Origin of the sequence: Streptoalloteichus tenebrarius, assembly GCF_024171885.1 — a bacterium.
Taxonomy (GTDB): Bacteria; Actinomycetota; Actinomycetes; order Mycobacteriales; family Pseudonocardiaceae; genus Streptoalloteichus; species Streptoalloteichus tenebrarius.
The window spans coordinates 1-18456 of record NZ_JAMTCP010000050.1 but is presented as its reverse complement, the minus strand read 5'-3'; the positions used below and the strand labels follow the sequence as shown (position 1 = coordinate 18456).

Here is an 18456-nt window from a genome sequence, read left to right as displayed (position 1 = left end):
ACCACTCGCCTGTTCACGTCGTCGCCCGATGGCCGACGACACCGGACGGATCCCGCTCCGACGGTAGTGCCGACCACGTGTCCCGGGCGATCTGAAGCTCCTCACGCGGACGGACGACGAGCACCGGAACGGCCGCCCCCGGGGGGCTGATCGGCCCGTCGTCCTTCCGGTTGCCGGCCAGCCCGCCCCGCACGCCCAGCAGGCCCAGCCCCGCGCAGACGGCCTCCCGCACCTCCGGCTGGTCCCAGCCGATCTCGCCGGTGAACACCAGCGCGTCGATCCGGTCCAGGCTCGTGGCGGCCGCGGCCAGCTCCCCGCGCACGCGGTGGGCGAAGACGTCCAGCGCCAGCCGGGACGCCGAGTCGCCGGAGGCGGCGGCCGGGACCAGCTCCCGGGTGTCGGCCGAGCGTCCCGCCGACAGGCCCAGCAGCCCCGACCGCCGGTAGAGGCCCTCGGACAGCTCGCTCGGCGTCAGCCCGCCTTCTTCCAGCAGCCACAGAAGCATGCCGGGGTCGACACTGCCCGACCGTTTCGTCATGGGCACGCCCTCCAGCGGCGTGAAGCCCATCGAGGTGTCGACGCTGCGCCCGTCGCGCACCGCGCACACCGAGCAGCCGCCGCCGAGGTGCGTCAGCAGGAGCTGGAGTTCGGTCACGGGCCGGCCCAGCAGCTTCGCCGCGCGGCGCAGCGCCCACGCGTAGGACAGGCCGTGGAACCCGAAGCGCCGCAGTCCGAACCGGGAACGCCAGGCGAGCGGCAGGGCGTAGGTGCTGGCCGCCTCGGGCAGCCCGGCGTGGAAGGCGGTGTCCGGGCACAGCACGTGGGGTGTGTCGGGCAGCAGGGTGCGCGTCGTCCCGAGCAGGCGGAGCGCCGACGGCACGTGCACCGGCGCCAGCGACGCCGCCCGGCGTGCGGCGGCCAGCGCGTGGTCGTCGACGAGGGTGGGCCGGCGCAGCCAGGGGCCGCCGTGCACGAGCCGGTGCCCGACCGCGCGGATCGACACCATCCCCGAGCAGCGCACGAAATCGTGCAGCGCCTTGGTCGCCGGCGGGGTGTCCGGCGCGTGGTCGACGGCGTGCTCGGCGATGACGGTCTCGGGCGCGTCCGGGTCCTCCCCGTCGACGCGCACCAGGTGGAGCTGGAGGCTCGACGAGCCGCCGTTGACGCTGAGGACTGCCGAGGTCCGGGTCATGAGGTCCACCGCCATCCAGTGATCTCCTCGGGGTCCTCCCCGTCCCGGTGGGCCCGGCGCAGGATGTCGTCCCGCTCCTCGCGCAGCGCCTCGGCGACCGCGCCGCCGCGCGAGGCCCAGCCCCGCGCCCGGGAGACCGCCGCCGCGGCGAGGTCGTGCCGCGTCATCCGGTTGCTGGCCAACAGGTCGTACGGGGTGGTCGTGGTCCCCTCCTCCAGGTATCCGTGGACGTGGAACCGGTTCGGGTCGGCCCGGCCGTGCAACAGCTCGTGCACGGCCGAGGGGTAGCCGTGGAACCCGAACACCACGGGCGCGTCGTCGCCGAAGCAGGCGGCGAACTCGGTCTCGTCCATGCCGTGCGGGTGGCGCCGTGGCGGCGGGAGCACCAGGAGGTCGACCACGTTGACGACCCGGACCCGCAGCTCGGGCGCGTGCCGGCGCAACAGCCACGCCGCGCCGAGGACCTCGACCGTGGGGATGTTGCCCGCGCACGCGAGCACCACGTCGGGTCGTTCCGGGTCGCGGGGCCGCCCGCCGTCGTTGCACGCCCACTCCCACACGCCCGCGCCAGCCCGGCAGTGCGCCTCGGCGGCGTCGAGGTCCAGCCACTGCTGCGCGGGCTGTTTCCCGGCCACCACGACGTTGATCCGGTTGGTCGTGCCGAGGCAGTGGCGCATCACGACGAGCAGCGTGTTGGCGTCGGGCGGGAGGTAGATCCGGCTGACCGACGCCTTCTTGTTGAGCATGCTGTTGATGAACCCGGGGCCCTGGTGGCTGTAGCCGTTGTGCTCCTGCCGCCAGCCCTCGCTGGTGAGGAGGTAGTTGAGGCTGGCGACCGGCGCGCGCCAGGCCACCTCGCCCGCCATCTTCAGGAACTTGGCGTACTGGTTGACCATTCCGTCCACAATGGACACAAAAGCCTCGTAGCACGGGAACAGGCCGTGCCGGCCGGTCAACAGGTAGCCCTGGAGGAAGCCCTGGCACAGGTGCTCCGACAGGACCTCCATGACGCGCCCGTCGGTGGCGAGGTGCTCGGAGTAGCCGGGGACCGGCCAGGTGTAGGCGCGTCCCGTCGTCGACAGCACCGCGCCGAGCTTGTTGGACTCCAGTTCGTCGGGGCAGACGATGCGGAAGTCGCGGCGGTCCTCGGTGGCGCGCATGAGGTCGGTGAGCCAGTTCGCCAACGTCGTGGTCGCACCGGCCTCCGCCGCGCCCGGCGAGGGGACGTCGACCGCGTGGGGGCGCAGGGGCGGCAGGGGGAGGTCGCGGCGCAGACGGCCCCCGTTGGCCTGGGGGACCGACCCCAGTCGCAGGTCGCCCTCGGGCGGCACCTCCAGCAGGTCCGGCGCGGGTCGCCCGTCCTCGTCGAACAGCTCCTCGGGGCGGTAGGACCGCAGCCACTCCTCCAGCAGGGCGAGCTGGTCGGGATCGGTGGCGACGTCGGGCAGGGGGACCTGGTGGGCGTGGAAAGTGCCGGCCAGGGGGACGCCGCGGCTGTCGCGCTCGGGCGCTCCCCACCCCTTGGGGCTGCGCACGACGAGCATCGGCCACACGGGCCGGCCGGGCCAGTCGCCCTCGCGGCACCGTTGGCGCAACGCGGTGATCTCGGCGTGCGCGGCGTCCAGGGACTCGGCGAGCAGCCGGTCGGCCCGCGCGCCCGCCTCCGCGTCGGCGCCATCCGCGCCGCCGGTGTCCGAAGTGGACAGATCACGGAGGGCGGTGACGTCGACGATGTGCGGCGACCAGCCGGCGCCCCGGAAGTAGTCGCTCAGCTCCTCGTCGTCCATCGTCCCGTAGATGGTGGGCGAGGAGATCTTGTAGCCGTTGAGGTGCAGCACGGGCAGCACGGAGCCGCAGCGCACGGGGTCGAGGAACTTCGGGCAGTGCCACGACCCGGCCGTCGGGCCCGTCTCCGCCTCCCCGTCGCCGACCAGGCACGCCACCATCAGGTCGGGGTCGTCCAGCGCCGCGCCGAACGCGGTGGCCAGGGCGTAGCCCAGCTCGCCACCCTCGTGGATCACGCCGGGGACCTGCGGCGACAGGTGGCTGGGGAAGCCGCCCGGCCAGGAGAAGCGCCGGACCAGCTCGGCGAGCCCGGCGGCGTCCCTGGACAGCGCCGGGTCGTGGTCGGCGTGGGTCCCCTCCAACCAGAGGTTCGCGTGCACGGCGGGCGCGCCGTGCCCGGGGCCGACGACGAACAACGTGCGCTGCCCCGTCCTCCGCACCAGCCCGTTGAGTCCACTGTAGACATAGGTGATCCCTGGGCAGGTGCCCCAGTGGCCCAACAGCCGCGGCTTGAGGTGTTCCGGCCGCAGCGGCTCGCGGAGCACCACGTTGTCCCGCAGGTAGATCATGGCGGCGGCGACGAAGTCGGCGGCACGCCGGTAGCGGGTGGTCCGGTCGTCGCGCGGTGACGTGGTCGACGGGGCTCCCGGGGAGCCGCTCGTCGTCACGGTCATGGTCGCCTCCTCCTGGTCACCGTGGTCGGGCGGCCGGGTCCGGGTCCGTCAGCGGTCATCAGTGGTCATCAGCGCTCTTCAGCCGGTCGTCGGCCGTCGTCGGCCGTCGTCGGCGCGATCGGGGATGTTCGGGTTCGGCGCCGTCGGCGCGCTCGCAGGCCCGGCTGTCGCCCGTCCCCTGCCCCCGGGACTGTGTGGAGGGGCGGACGCGCCGCCGGCCGGTCACGGCGGCGCGTCCGCCGGCCGACCCGCCCGCGGCGAGGGCCTCGCGGGTCGGGGCGGCGGAGAGGGTCCCGTGCGCCAGGTGCGGTCCCGACGCCGCGCTCACCGGGCCGGGGACTGGCCGGGCCGGTGGACGGGTCCGGGACCGTGCTCGGTGAACCGCACGTCGCCGGCCTGCGGCGGTCGGGCGATGTGCCCGCGCCACGCCCCGGTCTCCTGGCCGCGCGCCTCGATGAACGTCTTGAACCGGTCCAGGTCGCCCTGGACCCGGCGCTCCACCAGGCCCAGCGCGGCCCCGGCCAGCTCGGTGAACCCCGAGGGCTCGAACTCCATCTGGAGGTGCACCCTGGTGTGGGTGTCGTCGAGCCGGTGGAAGGTCACCACCCCGCTCTGCTCGGGGCCGTCCACGGCCCGCCAGGCGATCCGCTCGTCCGGGCGTTGCTCGGTGATCCGCGCGTCGAACTCGCGGTGGACGCCGGCGATCTCGGTGTCCCAGTGCGTCATCGTGTCGCTGAGCTGGTCGACCCGGCGCACCCCGGCCATGAATCTGGGGAAGGTCGTGAACTGGGTCCACTGGTTGTACGCGGTGTGCACCGGGACCTCGACGTCGACGGACTTGACGATGGTCGTCACGTCGGCCTCCCTCCTGGGGCCGGCGGTCACCGGGGGAGCGGTGCGCCGGCCGGTCGGAACCCCTGTCGCCGGTCTGTGCCTGTTTCGGGTCGGCTACCCCACGCGTCCGGCGGTTACACCCGCGTGGTCGCGGGTAGCGCTTCCCGGGTGCTGGGTGTGCACTGGTGGTCGGCCGCCCCGGAGTGGTGTGGCGTGGCCGGCTCCAGGGCGCTCGCCGAGGTCGGGAGGCGACAGTCATGCGCGAGAGCAGGCGCGAGCGGACGACAGGCCGGACCGGACGGCGGTGGCGGCGGTGGCTGGGATGGGCGGCGCCGCTGGCCGCGGTGGCCGCCGTGGCGGTGGCCAGGGCGCCCGCCCGGCCGCTGGACCGGCTCGCCGCGTCCATGCGGGGCCGCGAGGTGGTCACGGACTGGACGGTCGGCGAGCCGTTGGAGGCGGTGTACCGGTACTGCCGGGACGCGTGCGTGCTGGCCGACCTCGTGACGGAGATCCGGCGCATCGAGCGGGTCGACGACCGCAGGGTGCGGGCGCACCTGGTCGGCGCCAACGGCGTTCCGCTGGTGGTGCCGGTGGAGCGCACCGCCGACCGGGACCGGCAACTGGTGGCCTGGCGCGCGGGGGGACACCCCGGCGTGTGCGGGGTGCAGATCCGGCTCCGCCCGGGACCGTGGAAGCACACCACCCGGGTCCACGCCCGCATGTGGTGGCGTCCCGGCCGCGGGCTGGTGCGCCAGTTCGCGGGTGATCCTCAGCGACGGTTGGAGGACGCCCTGCACCGCATGGAGTGCGCGTTGGCCGACCGGTTGGCCGACGGCGAGGTGACGCCGCTGCCCTCGCCCGTCCACCACGGACGGCGGCACTAGACCGTCCCCAGGGCGTCGCGCGTCGCTGACCGGCCACGCGGTGGTCCAGCGTCGGGCCGGCCCCCTGTTCGGTCCGACGGCCGTCCGCCGCACCGTGTCCTGCCGACGTTCTCCCGATCGGTTCTCCCGATCTTCTCCCGATCGGTTCTGCTGATCGGCTGCCCCGATCGGCTGCCCCGATCGGCTGCCCCGATCGGTTCTGCTGATCGGTTCTGCCGATCGGGTCGGTCGGACCGCGTTCGACCGGACGGCCCCCGGCCGTGCAGTGCTCGGAGGGCGCCGCTCGAAGGGCTCCGCTCGGCCGTGTGATGGTCGGTCCCCGGTCGCCGCTCGATCGACGCGGCGTTTGGTCGTCCCGCCCCTCGGGAAGCCCTGGCGTGGCGGGACGACGTGGGGAGGAACGGGCCACAGGGTCGCGTGGTCGTCCGTGCCGCGCTGTGCTGGGAAGCCCCTGTCGGGGGTGTTGACCAGGGAGCGGACGTGTCGGACGAGAGGACCGCGCGGGCGCGGGTCCCCGAGACGGTTTCCCTGCCGTGCGTGCCGGGAGCCCGGGTCGCCGTGCGGATCGTGCCAGGGACGGAACGCCGGGCCGGCCGGGACTTCTACGACGTGCTCGCCCTCGACGGCGGCCGGCTCGCCCTGACCGTCGGCCATCTGCCGGTGCTCCACGACGCCGTCGCGGCCTTTACCGCCGTGGAGCGCCTGCGGGGCGCGTTGGCGATGGAACTGTTGCACGGCACCGATCCGACGCGCGCGGTGGTGGGCCTGCACCGGTTCGCCGAGATCCTGCCCGAGCTGCGGGGCGCCACCCTGACCCTGGTGTTGTTCGATCCCGCCGACGCGGTCGTGCGGGTCGCGTGCGCCGGCTCCCCGAGCCCGCTCGCGTTGGGTCAGGGCGGAGTGGTGCGCCAGTTCGTCGGCGACCGCACGGGGCCGCTCGGGATCGGCGCGCCGCCCCTCTCCCCGGCCGCCACCGCGCGTTCGGTGCTGGGTCCCCACGAGATGCTGGTGCTGCACACCGCGGGCGCGGCCCGCCGGAGCCCCGGGGGTGGGAGCCCCGAGCGCCGGCTGGCCGACCTGGTGGCCCGCCTGCCCTGCCACGACCCCGAGGCGCTGTGCGGTCGCCTCGCCGAGCGGATCGCCCGACAGCCGCTGGGGTTGGGCGGCCTCGGCGCGGTCGTGCTGGCGCTCACGCCCCAGCCCCCGCCGCCGACCCTCACCGTGACCTTCCCCGCGCGGCCCGGCCGGTTGCCGGGCGTGCGGGAGGAGCTGCGCCGCTGGCTGGCCGAGATCGGGGCGGGGGAGGACGACGCGCAGGGTGTGGAGCAGGCGGTGGGCGAGGCCGCCGCCAACGCCGTGGAGCACGCCTACCCGGAGGGGCAGGACGGCCTGGTGCGGGTGAGCGGGTCGGTCGAGCGGGACGGCACCATCCAGGTCGTCGTGGCCGACGGGGGCCGGTGGCGGCCGCCAGGGGCGGATCCGGGGTTGCGGGGCCGTGGCCTGCTGCTCATGCAGGAGTGCGTCGACCGCGTGGTGGTGGACCCGTCGCCGACCGGGACCACGGTGACGTTGCGCAGGACGCCTCGCCGCGAGGCGCCCGCCAGGGGCGAGGAGACGGTCGCCGAGGCGGAGTCGTTCAGCCTGGACCTGCGGGGCGGGCCGGGGCGGGTCGTCGTCCGGGGCGAGTTGCCGGAGCGGGCCGGTCCCGCGCTGCGCCGTGCCCTCCTGCGCGTCGCGCGCGGCGGCACCGTGCCCGTCCTGGTGGACCTGAGCGGGGTCGGCGAGGTCTCCGACGGCGCCGTGCGGGCGCTGTTCGACGTGGCCGAGGCCGCCGCCGCGGTCGGCCAGCGGCTCGCCGTGCTCGTCCCGCCGGGCAGCGGCGTGGACGAGGCCGTCAGCCTCGCGGGGCTGCGCCAGGTCGCCGACGTCGTGGCCGAGGGGTGGCGGCCGGGGCGGTGCCGGCGGGACCGGGGTGAGGACTCCGGCGGGGCGCCCACCGCGGCGTCGACGCCGCGGACAGCGTCGGCACCACAAACAGCGTCGGCACCACAGACAGCGTCGACGCCACAGACATCGCAGACACCACAGGCATCACGCACTCCGTCGACGCGACGGTACACAGTGGACACAACAGGGTCGGGGGACGCCACGGGCGTCGCCACTGAGGGTTAACTCCTTCAGACGCACGCACGCCCGGCGCCGCGGCCAGGCTGACTACGAAGAGTAGTAGTTCGGCCGATGGGGTTTACCGCTGCGGTGAAGAGCAACTCCTCATGACGTGAAGCCCACGCGGATCTCCACGACCCTCGGCCGGCCGGAAACGACCGGGTGGCCCGCCGCCGTCCTGTTCGACAGGGACGGCACGTTGGTGCAGGACGTGCCGTACAACGGCGACGCCACGAGGGTTCGTCCGGTGCCGGCCGCGGAGGCCGCGCTCGGGGTGCTCCGGCGCAGGGGCATCCCGGTCGGCGTGGTGACCAACCAGTCCGGCGTGGGGCGCGGGCTGATCGACGAGCGGCAACTACGCGCCGTGAACCGCAGGGTGGAGGAGCTGCTCGGCCCGTTCGACGTGTGGGCGATCTGCCGCCACGCGCCCGAGGACGGCTGCGCCTGCCGCAAACCCGCGCCCGGGCTGGTCCTGGAGGCCGCGTCCCGGCTGGGCGTGTCCCCCGCCGAGGTCGTGGTGATCGGGGACATCGGCAGCGACGTGGAGGCGGCGCGGGCCGCCGGCGCGCGCGGCGTGCTGGTGCCCACCCCGGTCACCCGGCAGGAGGAGGTGCTGGCCGCGCCCATGACCGCGCCCGACCTGCTCACCGCCGTCCTGCTGGTGCTGGGGGGAGCGCGATGAGGGAACGGGTGCTGGTGGCGCGGCTGGACAGCGACGGCGACGTGCTGCTCGCCGGGCCCTCGGTCCGCGCGGCCGCCGCCGGGCGCGGCTCCGGCCCCGCCGACGTCACCCTGCTGTGTTCGCCGAGGGGCGAGCAGGCCGCGCGCCTGCTGCCCGGCGTCGCCGACGTGTGGACCTGGCACTGCCCGTGGCTCGACCCCGAACCGGAGCCGGTGCGGCCGGAGGCGATGGACGAGCTGGTGGGTCGGGTCGCCCGGCTGCGGCCCTCGGTCGCGTTGGTGCTGACCTCGTTCCACCAGTCCCCGCTGCCGCTGGCCCTGCTGCTGCGGCTGGCCGGGGTGCCGGAGATCGCGGCGGTGTCCACCGACTACCCGGGCTCCCTACTGGACCACCGACTGCGCCCCGACGTCGACATCGACGAGGACCTGCCCGAGCCGGAGCGGGCGTTGGCGGTCGCCGCCGCGGCCGGGTTCCGGCTGCCGCCGGGCGACGACGGGCGGCTGGCCGTCCGCCGGCCCCCCGACGTCACCGACCTGGTCGGGCGCGGCCCCTACCTGGTGCTGCACCCCGGGGCCACCGTGCCCGCCAGGGCGTGGCAGCCCGAGCGCTGCGCCGAGGCCGTGCGGGCGCTGACCGCCGCCGGCCACCGCGTGGTGGTCACCGGAGGCCCCCGGGAACGTGAGCTGACCGCCCTGGTCGCGGGGCGGGACGGGCTCGACCTCGGCGGGGCGACCAGCCTCGCCCAGCTCGCCGGCGTGCTGGCCGGCGCCGACGCCGTGGTCGTCGGCAACACCGGGCCCGCCCACCTGGCCGCCGCCGTGGGCACCCCGGTCGTCTCGCTGTTCTCCCCGGTCGTGCCGGCCGCCCGGTGGGCGCCCTACCGGGTGCCGACCGTGCTCCTGGGCGACCAGGACGCGCCGTGCCGGGGGACGAGGGCCCGCGCGTGCCCGGTGCCGGGGCACCCCTGCCTCGGCTCGGTGACGGCGGGGGACGTGGTGGCGGCGGTGCAACGACTGGCGAAGGGAGTCGCGGCGTGAGCGAACGACGGCTGCGCGTCCTGCTGTGGCACGTCCACGGCTCGTGGACCGACGCGTTCGTGCGTGGCCGGCACGAGTACCTGATGCCCGTGCTGCCCGAGGGCGGGCCGTGGGGCGGCGGCCGGGCCGGGTGGGACTGGCCGGGTGTGGTCGAGGTTCCCGCCGCCGAGCTGGCGGACCTGGACGTGGACGTGGTCGTGCTCCAACGGCCGGAGGAGCTGGCGCTGGCCGAGCGGTGGCTGCGCCGCCGCCCCGGCCGGGACGTGCCCGCCGTGTACGTCGAGCACAACACGCCGAAGGGCGAGGTGCCCAACACGCGGCACCCCATCGCCGACCGCGACGACATCTGCCTGGTGCACGTCACCCACTTCAACGAGCTGATGTGGGACTCGGGGCGCGCGCCGACGGTCGTCGTGGAGCACGGCGTCGCCGATCCCGGCGAGCGCTACACCGGGGAGTTGGAGCGCGCCGCGGTCGTGATCAACGAGCCCGTGCGGCGGTGGAGGGTGACCGGCACCGACCTGCTGCCCCGGTTCGCGGCGGCCGGTCCGGTGGACGTGTTCGGCATCGGCGCCGAGGAGCTGCCCGGCCGGCTGGGCGGCGACGGCGCCCTCGGGGACGTGGGGGGACGGGTCAGGGCGGCGGGCAACCTCCGCCCCCGCGAGCTGCACGAGCAGCTCGCGCGGCGCCGGGTGTACGTGCACCCCGTGCGCTGGACCTCGCTGGGACTGTCCCTGATCGAGGCGATGCACCTGGGCATGCCGGTGGTCGCGCTGGCCACCACCGAGGTGGTGGAGGCGGTGCCGCCGGGGGCCGGGGTCATCTCGACACGGGTGGACGGCCTGGTCGACGCGGTGCGCGAGCTGCTGGCCGACCCGGCGGCCGCCGCCGCGCTGGGCAGGGCGGCCCGGCGGGCCGCGCTGGACCGGTACGGCCTGGCGCCGTTCCTCGCCGACTGGGACCGGCTGCTGACGATCACGGCGGCGCGGACCGCGCGGCCGGCGTCCCCGACGGTCCCGGTCACGACGGGAGGGAGTGGATCATGAGGATCGCGATGGTGTCCGAGCACGCCAGCCCGCTGGCCGCGTTGGGCGAGGTCGACGCCGGCGGTCAGAACCTGCACGTGGCGGAGCTGTCCGCCGCGTTGGCCCGGCTGGGTCACACCGTGACCGTCTACACCAGACGGGACGCGCGCGACCTGCCCGAGCGCGTGGTCGCCGGCGCCGGCGTGACCGTGGTCCACGTGCCGGCCGGCCCCGCGCGGCGCCTGCCCAAGGACGAGCTGCTGCCGCACATGGGCGAGTTCGCCGAGTTCCTGGACGCCGAGTGGGCCAGGGACCGACCGGACGTGGTGCACGCCCACTTCTGGATGTCCGGCCTGGCCTCCCTGCTGGGCGCCAGGGGGCACGGGCTGCCCGTCGTGCAGACCTTCCACGCCCTCGGCACGGTGAAGCGGCGCCACCAGGGCGCGCTCGACACCAGCCCGTCGGAGCGGGTGGCGTTGGAGCGCCAGATCGGGCAGCGGGCCACCCGGGTGGCCGCCACGTGCTCGGACGAGGTGTTCGAGCTGGCCAGGATGGGTGTGCGGCGGGCCAACATCTCGGTGGTCCCGTGCGGGGTCGACCCCGAGCTGTTCAGCCCCGGCGGTGAGCGCGCGCCCACCGGCGCGCCGCACCGCCTGGTCTCGGTGGGCCGGCTGGTGCCGCGCAAGGGCTTCGACACGATCATCAGCGCGCTGCGCCGGCTCCCCGACACCGAGCTGGTGATCGCCGGCGGCCCGCCGAGGCAGGCGCTGGCCGCCGACGAGGAGGCGCGCCGGCTCCAGGAGCACGCCGCCCGGGAGGGCGTGGCCGACCGGGTGCGGCTTCTGGGGCAGATCTCCCGCGCGGAGATGCCGGCGCTGCTGCGCTCCGCCGACGCCGTGGTGTGCACCCCGTGGTACGAGCCGTTCGGCATCGTGCCGCTGGAGGCGATGGCGTGTGGTGTGCCGGTCGTCGCCGCCGCCGTGGGCGGTCTGACCGACACGGTGGTCGACGGGATCACCGGGCTGCACGTGCCGCCGCGCCGGCCGGAGGAGCTGGCCCGCGCGCTGCGCTCGTTGCTGGCCGATCCCGGCCGCAGGGCCGCCTACGGCGCGGCGGGCAGGGACCGGGCGTGCTCCCGTTACAACTGGGACCGCATCGCGCAGGACACCCGGCGGGTCTACGAGCGCGCCATCGTCGAGTGCCGCCCGCGCGAGACGGCCGACCAGGCGGCGGGTGGTTCGCGATGAGCGCGCCGCGGGAGAACCAGGGGCGAGGGGATCACGACCGGAGGGTGCCGACGCTGTCGGACATCCCGGCCAAGGCGCACGTCGACGCGTTGACGGTGACGTTGGCCGCGCTGCGCGGCGACGCCACCACGATCACGCGGTGGGGCGCGGTCCTGGCAGGGCGACTGGTGGCCGGTGGCCGTCTGTTGGCCGCGGGCAACGGCGGGAGCGCGGCGGAGGCCCAGCACCTCACCGCGGAGCTGGTCGGGCGGTTCTCCACCGACCGCCGCCCGTTCTCGGCGATCGCCCTGCACGCCGACACCTCCAGCCTCACCGCCATCGGCAACGACTACGGCTACGACCAGGTGTTCGCCCGGCAGGTGGAGGCGCACGCGCGGCCGAGGGACGTCGTGGTGCTGCTGTCCACCAGCGGGCGCAGCCGCAACCTCCTGTACGCCGCGCACGCGGCCCGCAGGGCCGGCGCGACGACGTGGGCGCTCACCGGGCCGCGCCCCAATCCGCTCGCCGAGGTGGCGGACGAGGCGCTGTGCCTGCCCGGCAGCACGGCCAGCGTGCAGGAGGCGCAGCTCGTGGCGGTGCACATGATCTGTTCGGCCTTCGAGAGCGCTTTGTCCACAATGGACGGACAACGGCGGGCGACGGGGACCGGCGGGCTGACCGCCCCGGTCTCCCCGGCGTCCGGGTCCGCGCCCGCGTCGGCGACGGCGTCGGTGACGAGGAGGGTGTCATGACCGGACCGCTCGTGGTCGTGGGCGACGCCCTGCTGGACGTCGACGTGGTCGGCTCGGTCACCCGGGTCTGCCCGGACGCGCCGGCCCCCGTGCTCGACGTCCGGCGGGAACGCGCCCGGCCCGGCGGCGCGGGACTGGCCGCCGCCCTCGCCGCCGCCGACGGCGTCCCCGTCGTGCTCGTGACCGCGCTGGCCGACGACGAGGCGGGACAGCGGCTGGAATCCCTGCTGCGCGACCGGGTCCGCCTGGTGGCGGGGCGGGCGGCGGGGCCGACCCCGGTGAAGACGCGCCTGCGGTGCGACGGGCACTCCCTGGCCCGCATCGACCGGGGCGACCGCCAGGCCTCCGTGCGCCCCTCGTTCAGCGTGCCGATGCTCTCCGCCGTGCGCGAGGCCGGGGCGGTGCTGGTGGCCGACTACGGGCGCGGCGTGGCCGAGGACCCGGCGCTGCGGGCCCTGCTCGCCGACCTGGCGGCCCGGATTCCGGTCGTGTGGGACCCGCACCCCAGGGGCGCGACGCCCGTGCCCGGCGTGCGGCTCGCGACGCCGAACCTGGCCGAGGCCCGGCAGTTCAGCGGGGAGCGCGGCGGCGAGGGGGCCGAACTGGCGATCGCCGAGCGGTGCGCGGCGTCGCTGCGGCGGCAGTGGCGGGCCAGGGCGGTCGCGGTGACGATGGGCGCGCGCGGCGCGCTGCTCGACCAGGGCGGGCCGGGGCCCGTGGCCGCGCCGGCCCAGAAGGTGTCGGTGGCCGACCCCTGCGGGGCGGGCGACCGGTTCGCGGCCACGGCCGCCCGGTGGCTGCGCGAGGGAGCGCCCACCGACGAGGCGGTCGCCGCGGCGGTGACCTCCGCCGGGGAGTTCCTGGCGGCGGGCGGCGTCGACGCCATGGACGACGGGAACCACCGGGGAATGCCGCCGGTGGACGACGGGATGGCCGAAGCGGAGCGGGTGGTCGCGGCCACGCGGGCGCGCGGCGGGGTCGTCGTGGCGACCGGTGGGTGTTTCGACCTGCTGCACGCCGGGCACACCAGGACGCTCGCGGCGGCGCGGGCGCTGGGCGACTGCCTCGTGGTGTGCCTGAACTCCGACGCGTCGGTCCGTCGACTGAAGGGCGCCGCGCGTCCGATCATCGACCAGCGCGACCGCGCCGAGCTGCTGCGTGCTCTGTCCACTGTGGACGCGGTGGTGGTGTTCGACGAGGACACCCCGGAGGCGACCCTGGCCCGGCTGCGGCCGGACGTGTGGGTCAAGGGCGGCGACTACTCCGCCGACCGCCTGCCCGAGGCCGAGCTGGTGCGGAGCTGGGGCGGCCAGGCCGTGGTCGTGCCCTACCACCGCGGCCGGTCCACGACGGGCCTGGTCCGTGCCCTGTCCCGCTGAGCGCTTCGTGCTGTGCTCGGTTCGGCGGGTGGTTCGCCGGCTGTTTGGCGAGCGCCGGGTGGTGGTCAGACGGGCGCGGCTGTCGGGCGGGAACGACTGTCGGGCGGTGTGAGTGTCGGGCGGTGTGAGTGTGGGGCGGTGTGAGTTGTGTGGGGCGGTGTGAGTTGTGTGGGGCGGTGTGAGTGTGGGGCGGCCGGCGGATGTGAGCGGCTGTCAGGCGCTGTGGGCGTGGGGGTGCCCGGCGGATGTGAGTGTCCACCGGTGTGGTGTGCGGGTTTCCGGCGGATGTGAGCACCTTCCGCTGTTTGTCAGGCCGGAGTGAGTGCCGAGTGAGGGGAGGACAAGCGTGACGATTCGACCGCAGGACCTGGGGATCGCCGCCAGTGACCGCCGGGGCCGGGACAACCCGGGCACCGTGCTGGTCAGCGGGGGCTCGTCCGGACTGGGCGCCGCCGTGGTGCGCGCCGTGAGAGAGGCCGGCGGGCGTCCGCTCGTGCTCGACCTCAACCAGCCCGACTCCCTGCGCGACGAGGACTTCGCCCGCGTCGACGTGGCCGACACGCGCGCGACCGAACGCGCGGTGCGCGAGCTGGCGGAGCGTGCGGGCGGGCTCGACGCGGTGGTGACCGCCGCCGGCATCGACCGCTGCGGACGGCTCGCGGACGTGCCCGGCAAGGAGTGGGACAACGTCGTGGCCGTCGACCTGCTGGGCACCGCCGCCGTCGTGCGCGCCGCGCTGCCCTACCTGACCAGCAGCCACGGCCACGTCGTGACCGTCGCCTCGACGTTGGGCCTGCGCGCCGTCAGCGACGCGACCGCCTACTGCGCCGCCAAGTTCGGCGTCGTCGGCTTCACGCGCGCGCTCGCGGCGGAGCTGGCCGGCGAGGTCGGGGTGACCCTCCTGGTGCCGGGCGGCATGCGGACGAACTTCTTCGCCGACCGGGACGAGAAGTACCGCCCGGCCGATGAGAGCGTCCTCAACGCGCCGGAGAACGTCGCCAGGGCGGTGCTGCTGGCGCTGACCCAGCCCCCGGGCTGCGAGGTGCGGGAGTTGGTCGTCTGCCCGACCTCCGAGACCTCCTGGCCCTGAGCTGCCTTGGCTGTCTTGGTCGGTGGTCGGTTCGGCCGAGCGGATTCCGCTTCACCACGGAGACCGGAACTTCCGTGCGGACCGCGAAGCCCCGAGCGACGCGCCGAGCGGCCCAATCCAGGAAAGACCGAGCGAGACGCCGGAAGTCCACCCGGTTGGCGGATCTTCCGGCGTCTCGCCCGTCTGCGTCCTGGTCCTCGGGCGGATTCTGTCGGTGCCCCATGGGACTCTAGAAGTGGGGGGTCCCCCTACTACAGCCCAGTAGTCGCGCGCGAGGCCCTCCCTGGTCTTTGGTCGAGCAGCTAATGATCAGCAGATCAGTGGTGGCACCACCGAGTTCACCGTGCAGTTCCTCGGCGCCGTCTGGCCCGCGCTGCGCGAGGACTTCGAGCGCCGCGGCGTGCAGCTCAACATCGAGCACGTCCGCACCCGCGACCTGTGGCGCAAACTCGACGGCAAGAGGGTCGACCTGGTGTGCGGCAGCTTCGCCGCCGAACCCGGCCACCACCCACCCTGGACTACGACTTCCTGGAATGGCACCGCGAACGCGTCGCCCTGCTCACCAACCTCACCGCCCGCGAACTGCCCGACACCCCGGTCAGCGCCGAGCGGCTGCCCGATCTGCCGCTGCTCTGCTGTGGAACGCCTTCTCCGAGGCGACGCCGACCCGGGCCATCCCCTCGGCTCTACCGGACTGACGGGTCGTCGCGCGCCGTGGCCTTGGCCGCGATCCATGCCGACGTCTGGTTAGGGAATCACTCGTCCCTCGCGGTCGAGGCAAAGATGTTCGCGTACGTTCCCGACAACTCCATTGCCGACACTGGACTTGCCTAGTGAAGCGCTTGTAGGCGTCCTCGCAACTCACATCACCCTCCGAGCCCGTGATGTCGTGCAGCGGTCGCATCGCGAGGTTCATGTCCACGTCGCCGGCGATCCCGTTCACCCGACCGGAACATTCCGTCTCGTGCTGGCGCGGGATGTCGACGACGCCACCGCACGCCCGGAGAAGGTCATCGCCGATCTCGGAGTGGAGCTGGGGCCCCAGGTTCACCGCGGCTACCCGCACATCCTCCTCGGCCGCGACCATTGACCAACCACTCCCGGCGAGCTGGGCCAGCCAGCCTTCCTCCCGGAAGCGGGGAAGGCGGGGCCGGGCAGTCAACCAACGCCCAGCCCCGCCCTCAGCTCCGGACCGCACTCAGCTCAGGTCGAGCCGACCGGTCTTCACGGTGTTGACGAACGCGGTGAACGCGGCCGGGGCGAAGACGAGCGCCGGGCCGGTCGGGTTCTTCGAATCCCGCACCGCAGCCATGCCAAGTAGCTTGCCGGCGACCTCCACGCAGTTTCCGTTCTGGCCAGAAGAGCGGCTGGACTTGCGCCACCTCGTGACTGCTGAAGTTGCTGACTCCCGCATCGCAACTGCTCCCCTCGATTCGAGTTAGGCCTGATGGTTCCCCACGACAGGTTGCCGAACGAGGGGCCAAACGAACGAGGGCGGGGGCCGACCGCCCCCGCCCTCAGTGCATGCTCACAGTCAGCTCAAGTCGAGCTGCCCCTGCTTCACGGCCCCGATGAACGCCGTGAACGCTGACGAAGCGAACACCAACGCCGGCCCGGTCGGGTTCTTCGAATCCCGCACCGCAGCAACATCCTCGGAAGCCGCTACCTCGACACAAGCGGTCCCATTCGGGCTGCTGTGGCTGCTCTTGCGCCACCTCGTGACTGCTGAAGTTGCTGACTCCCGCATCGCAACTGCTCCCCTCGATTCGAGTCAGGCCTGATGGTTCCCCACGACAGGTTGCCGAACGAGGGGCCAAACGACTGAGGGCGGGGACCGTCGGCCCCCGCCCTCGGTGCACACTCGCAGTCAGCTCAGGTCGAGCCGGCCCTCCTTCACGGCCCCGACGAACGCGGCGAACGCGGCCGGGGCGAAGACGAGCGCCGGGCCGGTCGGGTTCTTCGAATCCCGCACCGCAGCAACGCCAACTAGCTTGCCGGCGACCTCCACACACTGGCCGTTTTGCCCTGAGGACCGGCTGGACTTGCGCCACCTCGTGACTGCTGAAGTTGCTGACTCCCGCATCGCAACTGCTCCCCTCGAACCGAGTCAGACCTGATGGTGCCCCACGGCAGGTTGTCGAACGAGGGGCCAAACGACTGAGGGCGGGGACCGTCGGCCCCCGCCCTCAGTGCATGCTCATAGTCAGCTCAGGTCGAGCCGACCGGTCTTCACGGTGTTGACGAACGCGGTGAACGCGGCGGGCGCGAACACGAGCACTGGGCCGGTCGGGTTCTTCGAGTCGCGTACAGCGGCCACCAAAGCGGCCGCAATGCCGGCGACCTCGACGCAGTTGCCGCTGTTGGCGGCACTTCGGCTCGACTTGCGCCATGAGCGATCAAGAGCCACCCGTACGCCTCCTGTACTCGTCTCGAATCGTAGTGATGAGCCGTACAGACGCCCGCGGGTCCAAAGCCAGCGCGCGCAGATCATCGAAGAGGGTCTCCAGGCGACGCACGGCTTCATCATCTTCTACTACATGTGCGCCCAACGGGTATTCGAGGTAGCCCAAGGGTGGGTCAAGAGGGTCGGCAAACCGTAGCAACACAAGCCCGCCAGCCATGCAGGGGTGCGCCCCATGGCTGAGCGGAAGCACCTGAAGGGTCACATTGGGCAGCTCTAGGAGTGACAGTATGTGATCAAGTTGCTCGGTCATGACCTGAGCGCCGCCGACTTCCCGACGCAACGCCTCTTCACCAACGATCGCCCATAGCTCAAGCGGCTCCGCGTCATGCAGTCGACGTGCACGTTGGATCCGAACATCCACTCGCTTCGCTACCTGTTCAGGTGGGGTTGCCTGGCGCGCCACCAGGTGGATGGCTTCCGCATAGCTCGCGGTCTGCATCAGACCTGGAATGATCAAAGGTTCGGCGTTGCGAACAGCAACCGCATCTGTCTCCAGCCCCACGTACGGCTTCGCCCAGTCCGGCAGCCCGTAAGTAGACCACCAACCACGCTTGGCACCGTCCCGCCTCAGGGACTCAAGCGTCTCACGCTCCTCCTGCGTGGCTCCATAGACGACCAGCAGTTTCTCAAGTTCAGCCTTGCTGACGCCGTACCGGCCACGCTCCATGTTCGAGATCGTCTGCGCCGTCTTGTCGAGCACATCCGCCGCATCCTGCATCGACAGCTTCATCGACTCTCGGAGTCGCCGCAGTTCTGCGCCGAGCCGCCTGCGTCGGACGTTCGTTGGTGCGATCGCACGACTCGTTCTTGCCATGCCGCGAACAGTACGAGCGGCCTCCCTCCCGGGGACAACCTCCCTGGCGATCACCCGTTCAGGCGGCTTCCGGAGAGCTTTATAAAGCATCTACCTTGAGGGCATGACGCGGAGGGCTTCCCCGCCCCGGCTGTGTCAGCACCACCTCTCCGACTCGTTCGTTCGGTCGCAGTCGGCGATGTGGTTCACCTCGGGTCGTCATCTATGGCCGACCAGTCTGTAAGGGAGGGACTGTGATCCAGCTCGTCACCTGCGGCAGTCTTGCAGCACTCCTCGGCGGCCTGATCTTCGCCATGGCCCGACCAGTGCCGGCCCAACCCGTCGGCACGCCCTCATCCCTGCCGCGCCACGCGCTCCGACCCCACGGGGATGGTGTTCCCGCCTCCGACCTCCTCCGCCGCCACCGGTGGAACCGTCCACACCGGACCTCTCACGCGAGAAACCCAGACACC

General features: G+C 73.6%; 18 protein-coding genes and 1 pseudogene. 11 read left to right on the top strand and 8 right to left on the bottom strand.

Going from position 1 to position 18456, the window contains the following annotated elements; translation table 11 throughout:
• Positions 1–13 precede the first annotated feature (13 nt).
• From LX15_RS27865 to LX15_RS27855, 3 genes are all read right to left on the bottom strand, one after another.
• On the bottom strand, positions 14–1207 hold the full coding sequence (locus tag LX15_RS27865) for an acetate/propionate family kinase (RefSeq protein ID WP_253673145.1): 1194 nt from the start codon (positions 1205–1207) through the stop codon (positions 14–16).
• A complete protein-coding gene (locus LX15_RS27860; protein ID WP_253673137.1) occupies positions 1189–3651 on the bottom strand; it encodes a phosphoketolase family protein in 2463 nt (820 codons plus the stop codon). Before LX15_RS27860 ends, LX15_RS27865 begins: the two co-directional genes overlap by 19 nt.
• Positions 3652–3975: 324 nt before the next feature.
• Complete coding sequence (locus tag LX15_RS27855) at positions 3976–4506, bottom strand: SRPBCC family protein (RefSeq protein ID WP_253673135.1); 531 nt, start codon at positions 4504–4506, stop codon at positions 3976–3978.
• Positions 4507–4742: 236 nt separating this feature from the next.
• Between LX15_RS27855 and LX15_RS27850 the strand changes: the two genes are divergently transcribed.
• From LX15_RS27850 to LX15_RS27800, 11 genes and pseudogenes are all read left to right on the top strand, one after another.
• Complete coding sequence (locus LX15_RS27850) at positions 4743–5369, top strand: SRPBCC family protein (RefSeq protein WP_253673127.1); 627 nt, start codon at positions 4743–4745, stop codon at positions 5367–5369.
• Between the two features lie 480 nt (positions 5370–5849).
• A complete protein-coding gene (locus LX15_RS27845; RefSeq protein WP_253673125.1) occupies positions 5850–7541 on the top strand; it encodes an ATP-binding protein in 1692 nt (563 codons plus the stop codon).
• Positions 7542–7647: 106 nt separating this feature from the next.
• Positions 7648–8217, top strand: coding sequence for a D-glycero-alpha-D-manno-heptose-1,7-bisphosphate 7-phosphatase (locus LX15_RS27840; RefSeq protein ID WP_253673123.1), 570 nt, complete (start codon positions 7648–7650; stop codon positions 8215–8217).
• The gene (locus LX15_RS27835; protein ID WP_253673121.1) at positions 8214–9254 is read left to right on the top strand and encodes a glycosyltransferase family 9 protein; all 1041 of its coding nucleotides are present in this window, start codon (positions 8214–8216) and stop codon (positions 9252–9254) included. The genes LX15_RS27840 and LX15_RS27835 overlap by 4 nt, the downstream gene beginning before the upstream one ends.
• An 11-nt stretch (positions 9255–9265) precedes the next feature.
• Entirely contained in the window at positions 9266–10300 is a 1035-nt protein-coding gene (locus LX15_RS27830; protein ID WP_253673218.1) for a glycosyltransferase, read from the top strand.
• A complete protein-coding gene (locus LX15_RS27825; RefSeq protein WP_253673119.1) occupies positions 10297–11526 on the top strand; it encodes a glycosyltransferase in 1230 nt (409 codons plus the stop codon). Before LX15_RS27830 ends, LX15_RS27825 begins: the two co-directional genes overlap by 4 nt.
• Before the next feature lie 62 nt (positions 11527–11588).
• Positions 11589–12137: pseudogene (locus LX15_RS27820) on the top strand (D-sedoheptulose-7-phosphate isomerase); the annotation flags it as partial.
• Between the two features lie 116 nt (positions 12138–12253).
• Positions 12254–13636, top strand: a complete 1383-nt coding sequence (gene rfaE2 / locus LX15_RS27815) for a D-glycero-beta-D-manno-heptose 1-phosphate adenylyltransferase (RefSeq protein ID WP_253673115.1) — start codon at positions 12254–12256, stop codon at positions 13634–13636.
• Positions 13637–14009: 373 nt separating this feature from the next.
• On the top strand, positions 14010–14726 hold the full coding sequence (locus LX15_RS27810) for an SDR family oxidoreductase (RefSeq protein WP_253673216.1): 717 nt from the start codon (positions 14010–14012) through the stop codon (positions 14724–14726).
• 474 nt (positions 14727–15200) lie between these two features.
• Positions 15201–15560, top strand: coding sequence for a hypothetical protein (locus LX15_RS27805; protein WP_253673113.1), 360 nt, complete (start codon positions 15201–15203; stop codon positions 15558–15560).
• A 55-nt stretch (positions 15561–15615) separates the two neighbouring features.
• Positions 15616–15816: a hypothetical protein gene (locus LX15_RS27800; protein WP_253673111.1), complete on the top strand. Its 201-nt coding sequence runs from the start codon at positions 15616–15618 to the stop codon at positions 15814–15816.
• A gap of 108 nt (positions 15817–15924) precedes the next feature.
• On the opposite strand, the gene LX15_RS27795 is transcribed toward LX15_RS27800, so the two are convergent.
• From LX15_RS27795 to LX15_RS27775, 5 genes are all read right to left on the bottom strand, one after another.
• Positions 15925–16140, bottom strand: a complete 216-nt coding sequence (locus tag LX15_RS27795; protein ID WP_253673109.1) for a DUF397 domain-containing protein — start codon at positions 16138–16140, stop codon at positions 15925–15927.
• Positions 16141–16260: 120 nt separating this feature from the next.
• Positions 16261–16473 carry a DUF397 domain-containing protein gene (locus LX15_RS27790; RefSeq protein ID WP_253673107.1) on the bottom strand — a complete coding sequence of 71 codons (213 nt, stop codon included), beginning with the start codon at positions 16471–16473 and terminating at the stop codon, positions 16261–16263.
• A 120-nt stretch (positions 16474–16593) separates the two neighbouring features.
• Positions 16594–16809 (bottom strand): DUF397 domain-containing protein, encoded by a 216-nt coding sequence (locus LX15_RS27785; protein WP_253673099.1) that lies wholly within the window; start codon positions 16807–16809, stop codon positions 16594–16596.
• A 120-nt stretch (positions 16810–16929) separates the two neighbouring features.
• Positions 16930–17133 carry a DUF397 domain-containing protein gene (locus LX15_RS27780; RefSeq protein ID WP_253673097.1) on the bottom strand — a complete coding sequence of 68 codons (204 nt, stop codon included), beginning with the start codon at positions 17131–17133 and terminating at the stop codon, positions 16930–16932.
• Positions 17123–18004, bottom strand: a complete 882-nt coding sequence (locus tag LX15_RS27775) for a helix-turn-helix domain-containing protein (RefSeq protein WP_253673095.1) — start codon at positions 18002–18004, stop codon at positions 17123–17125. The genes LX15_RS27780 and LX15_RS27775 overlap by 11 nt, the downstream gene beginning before the upstream one ends.
• Positions 18005–18456 lie beyond the last annotated feature (452 nt).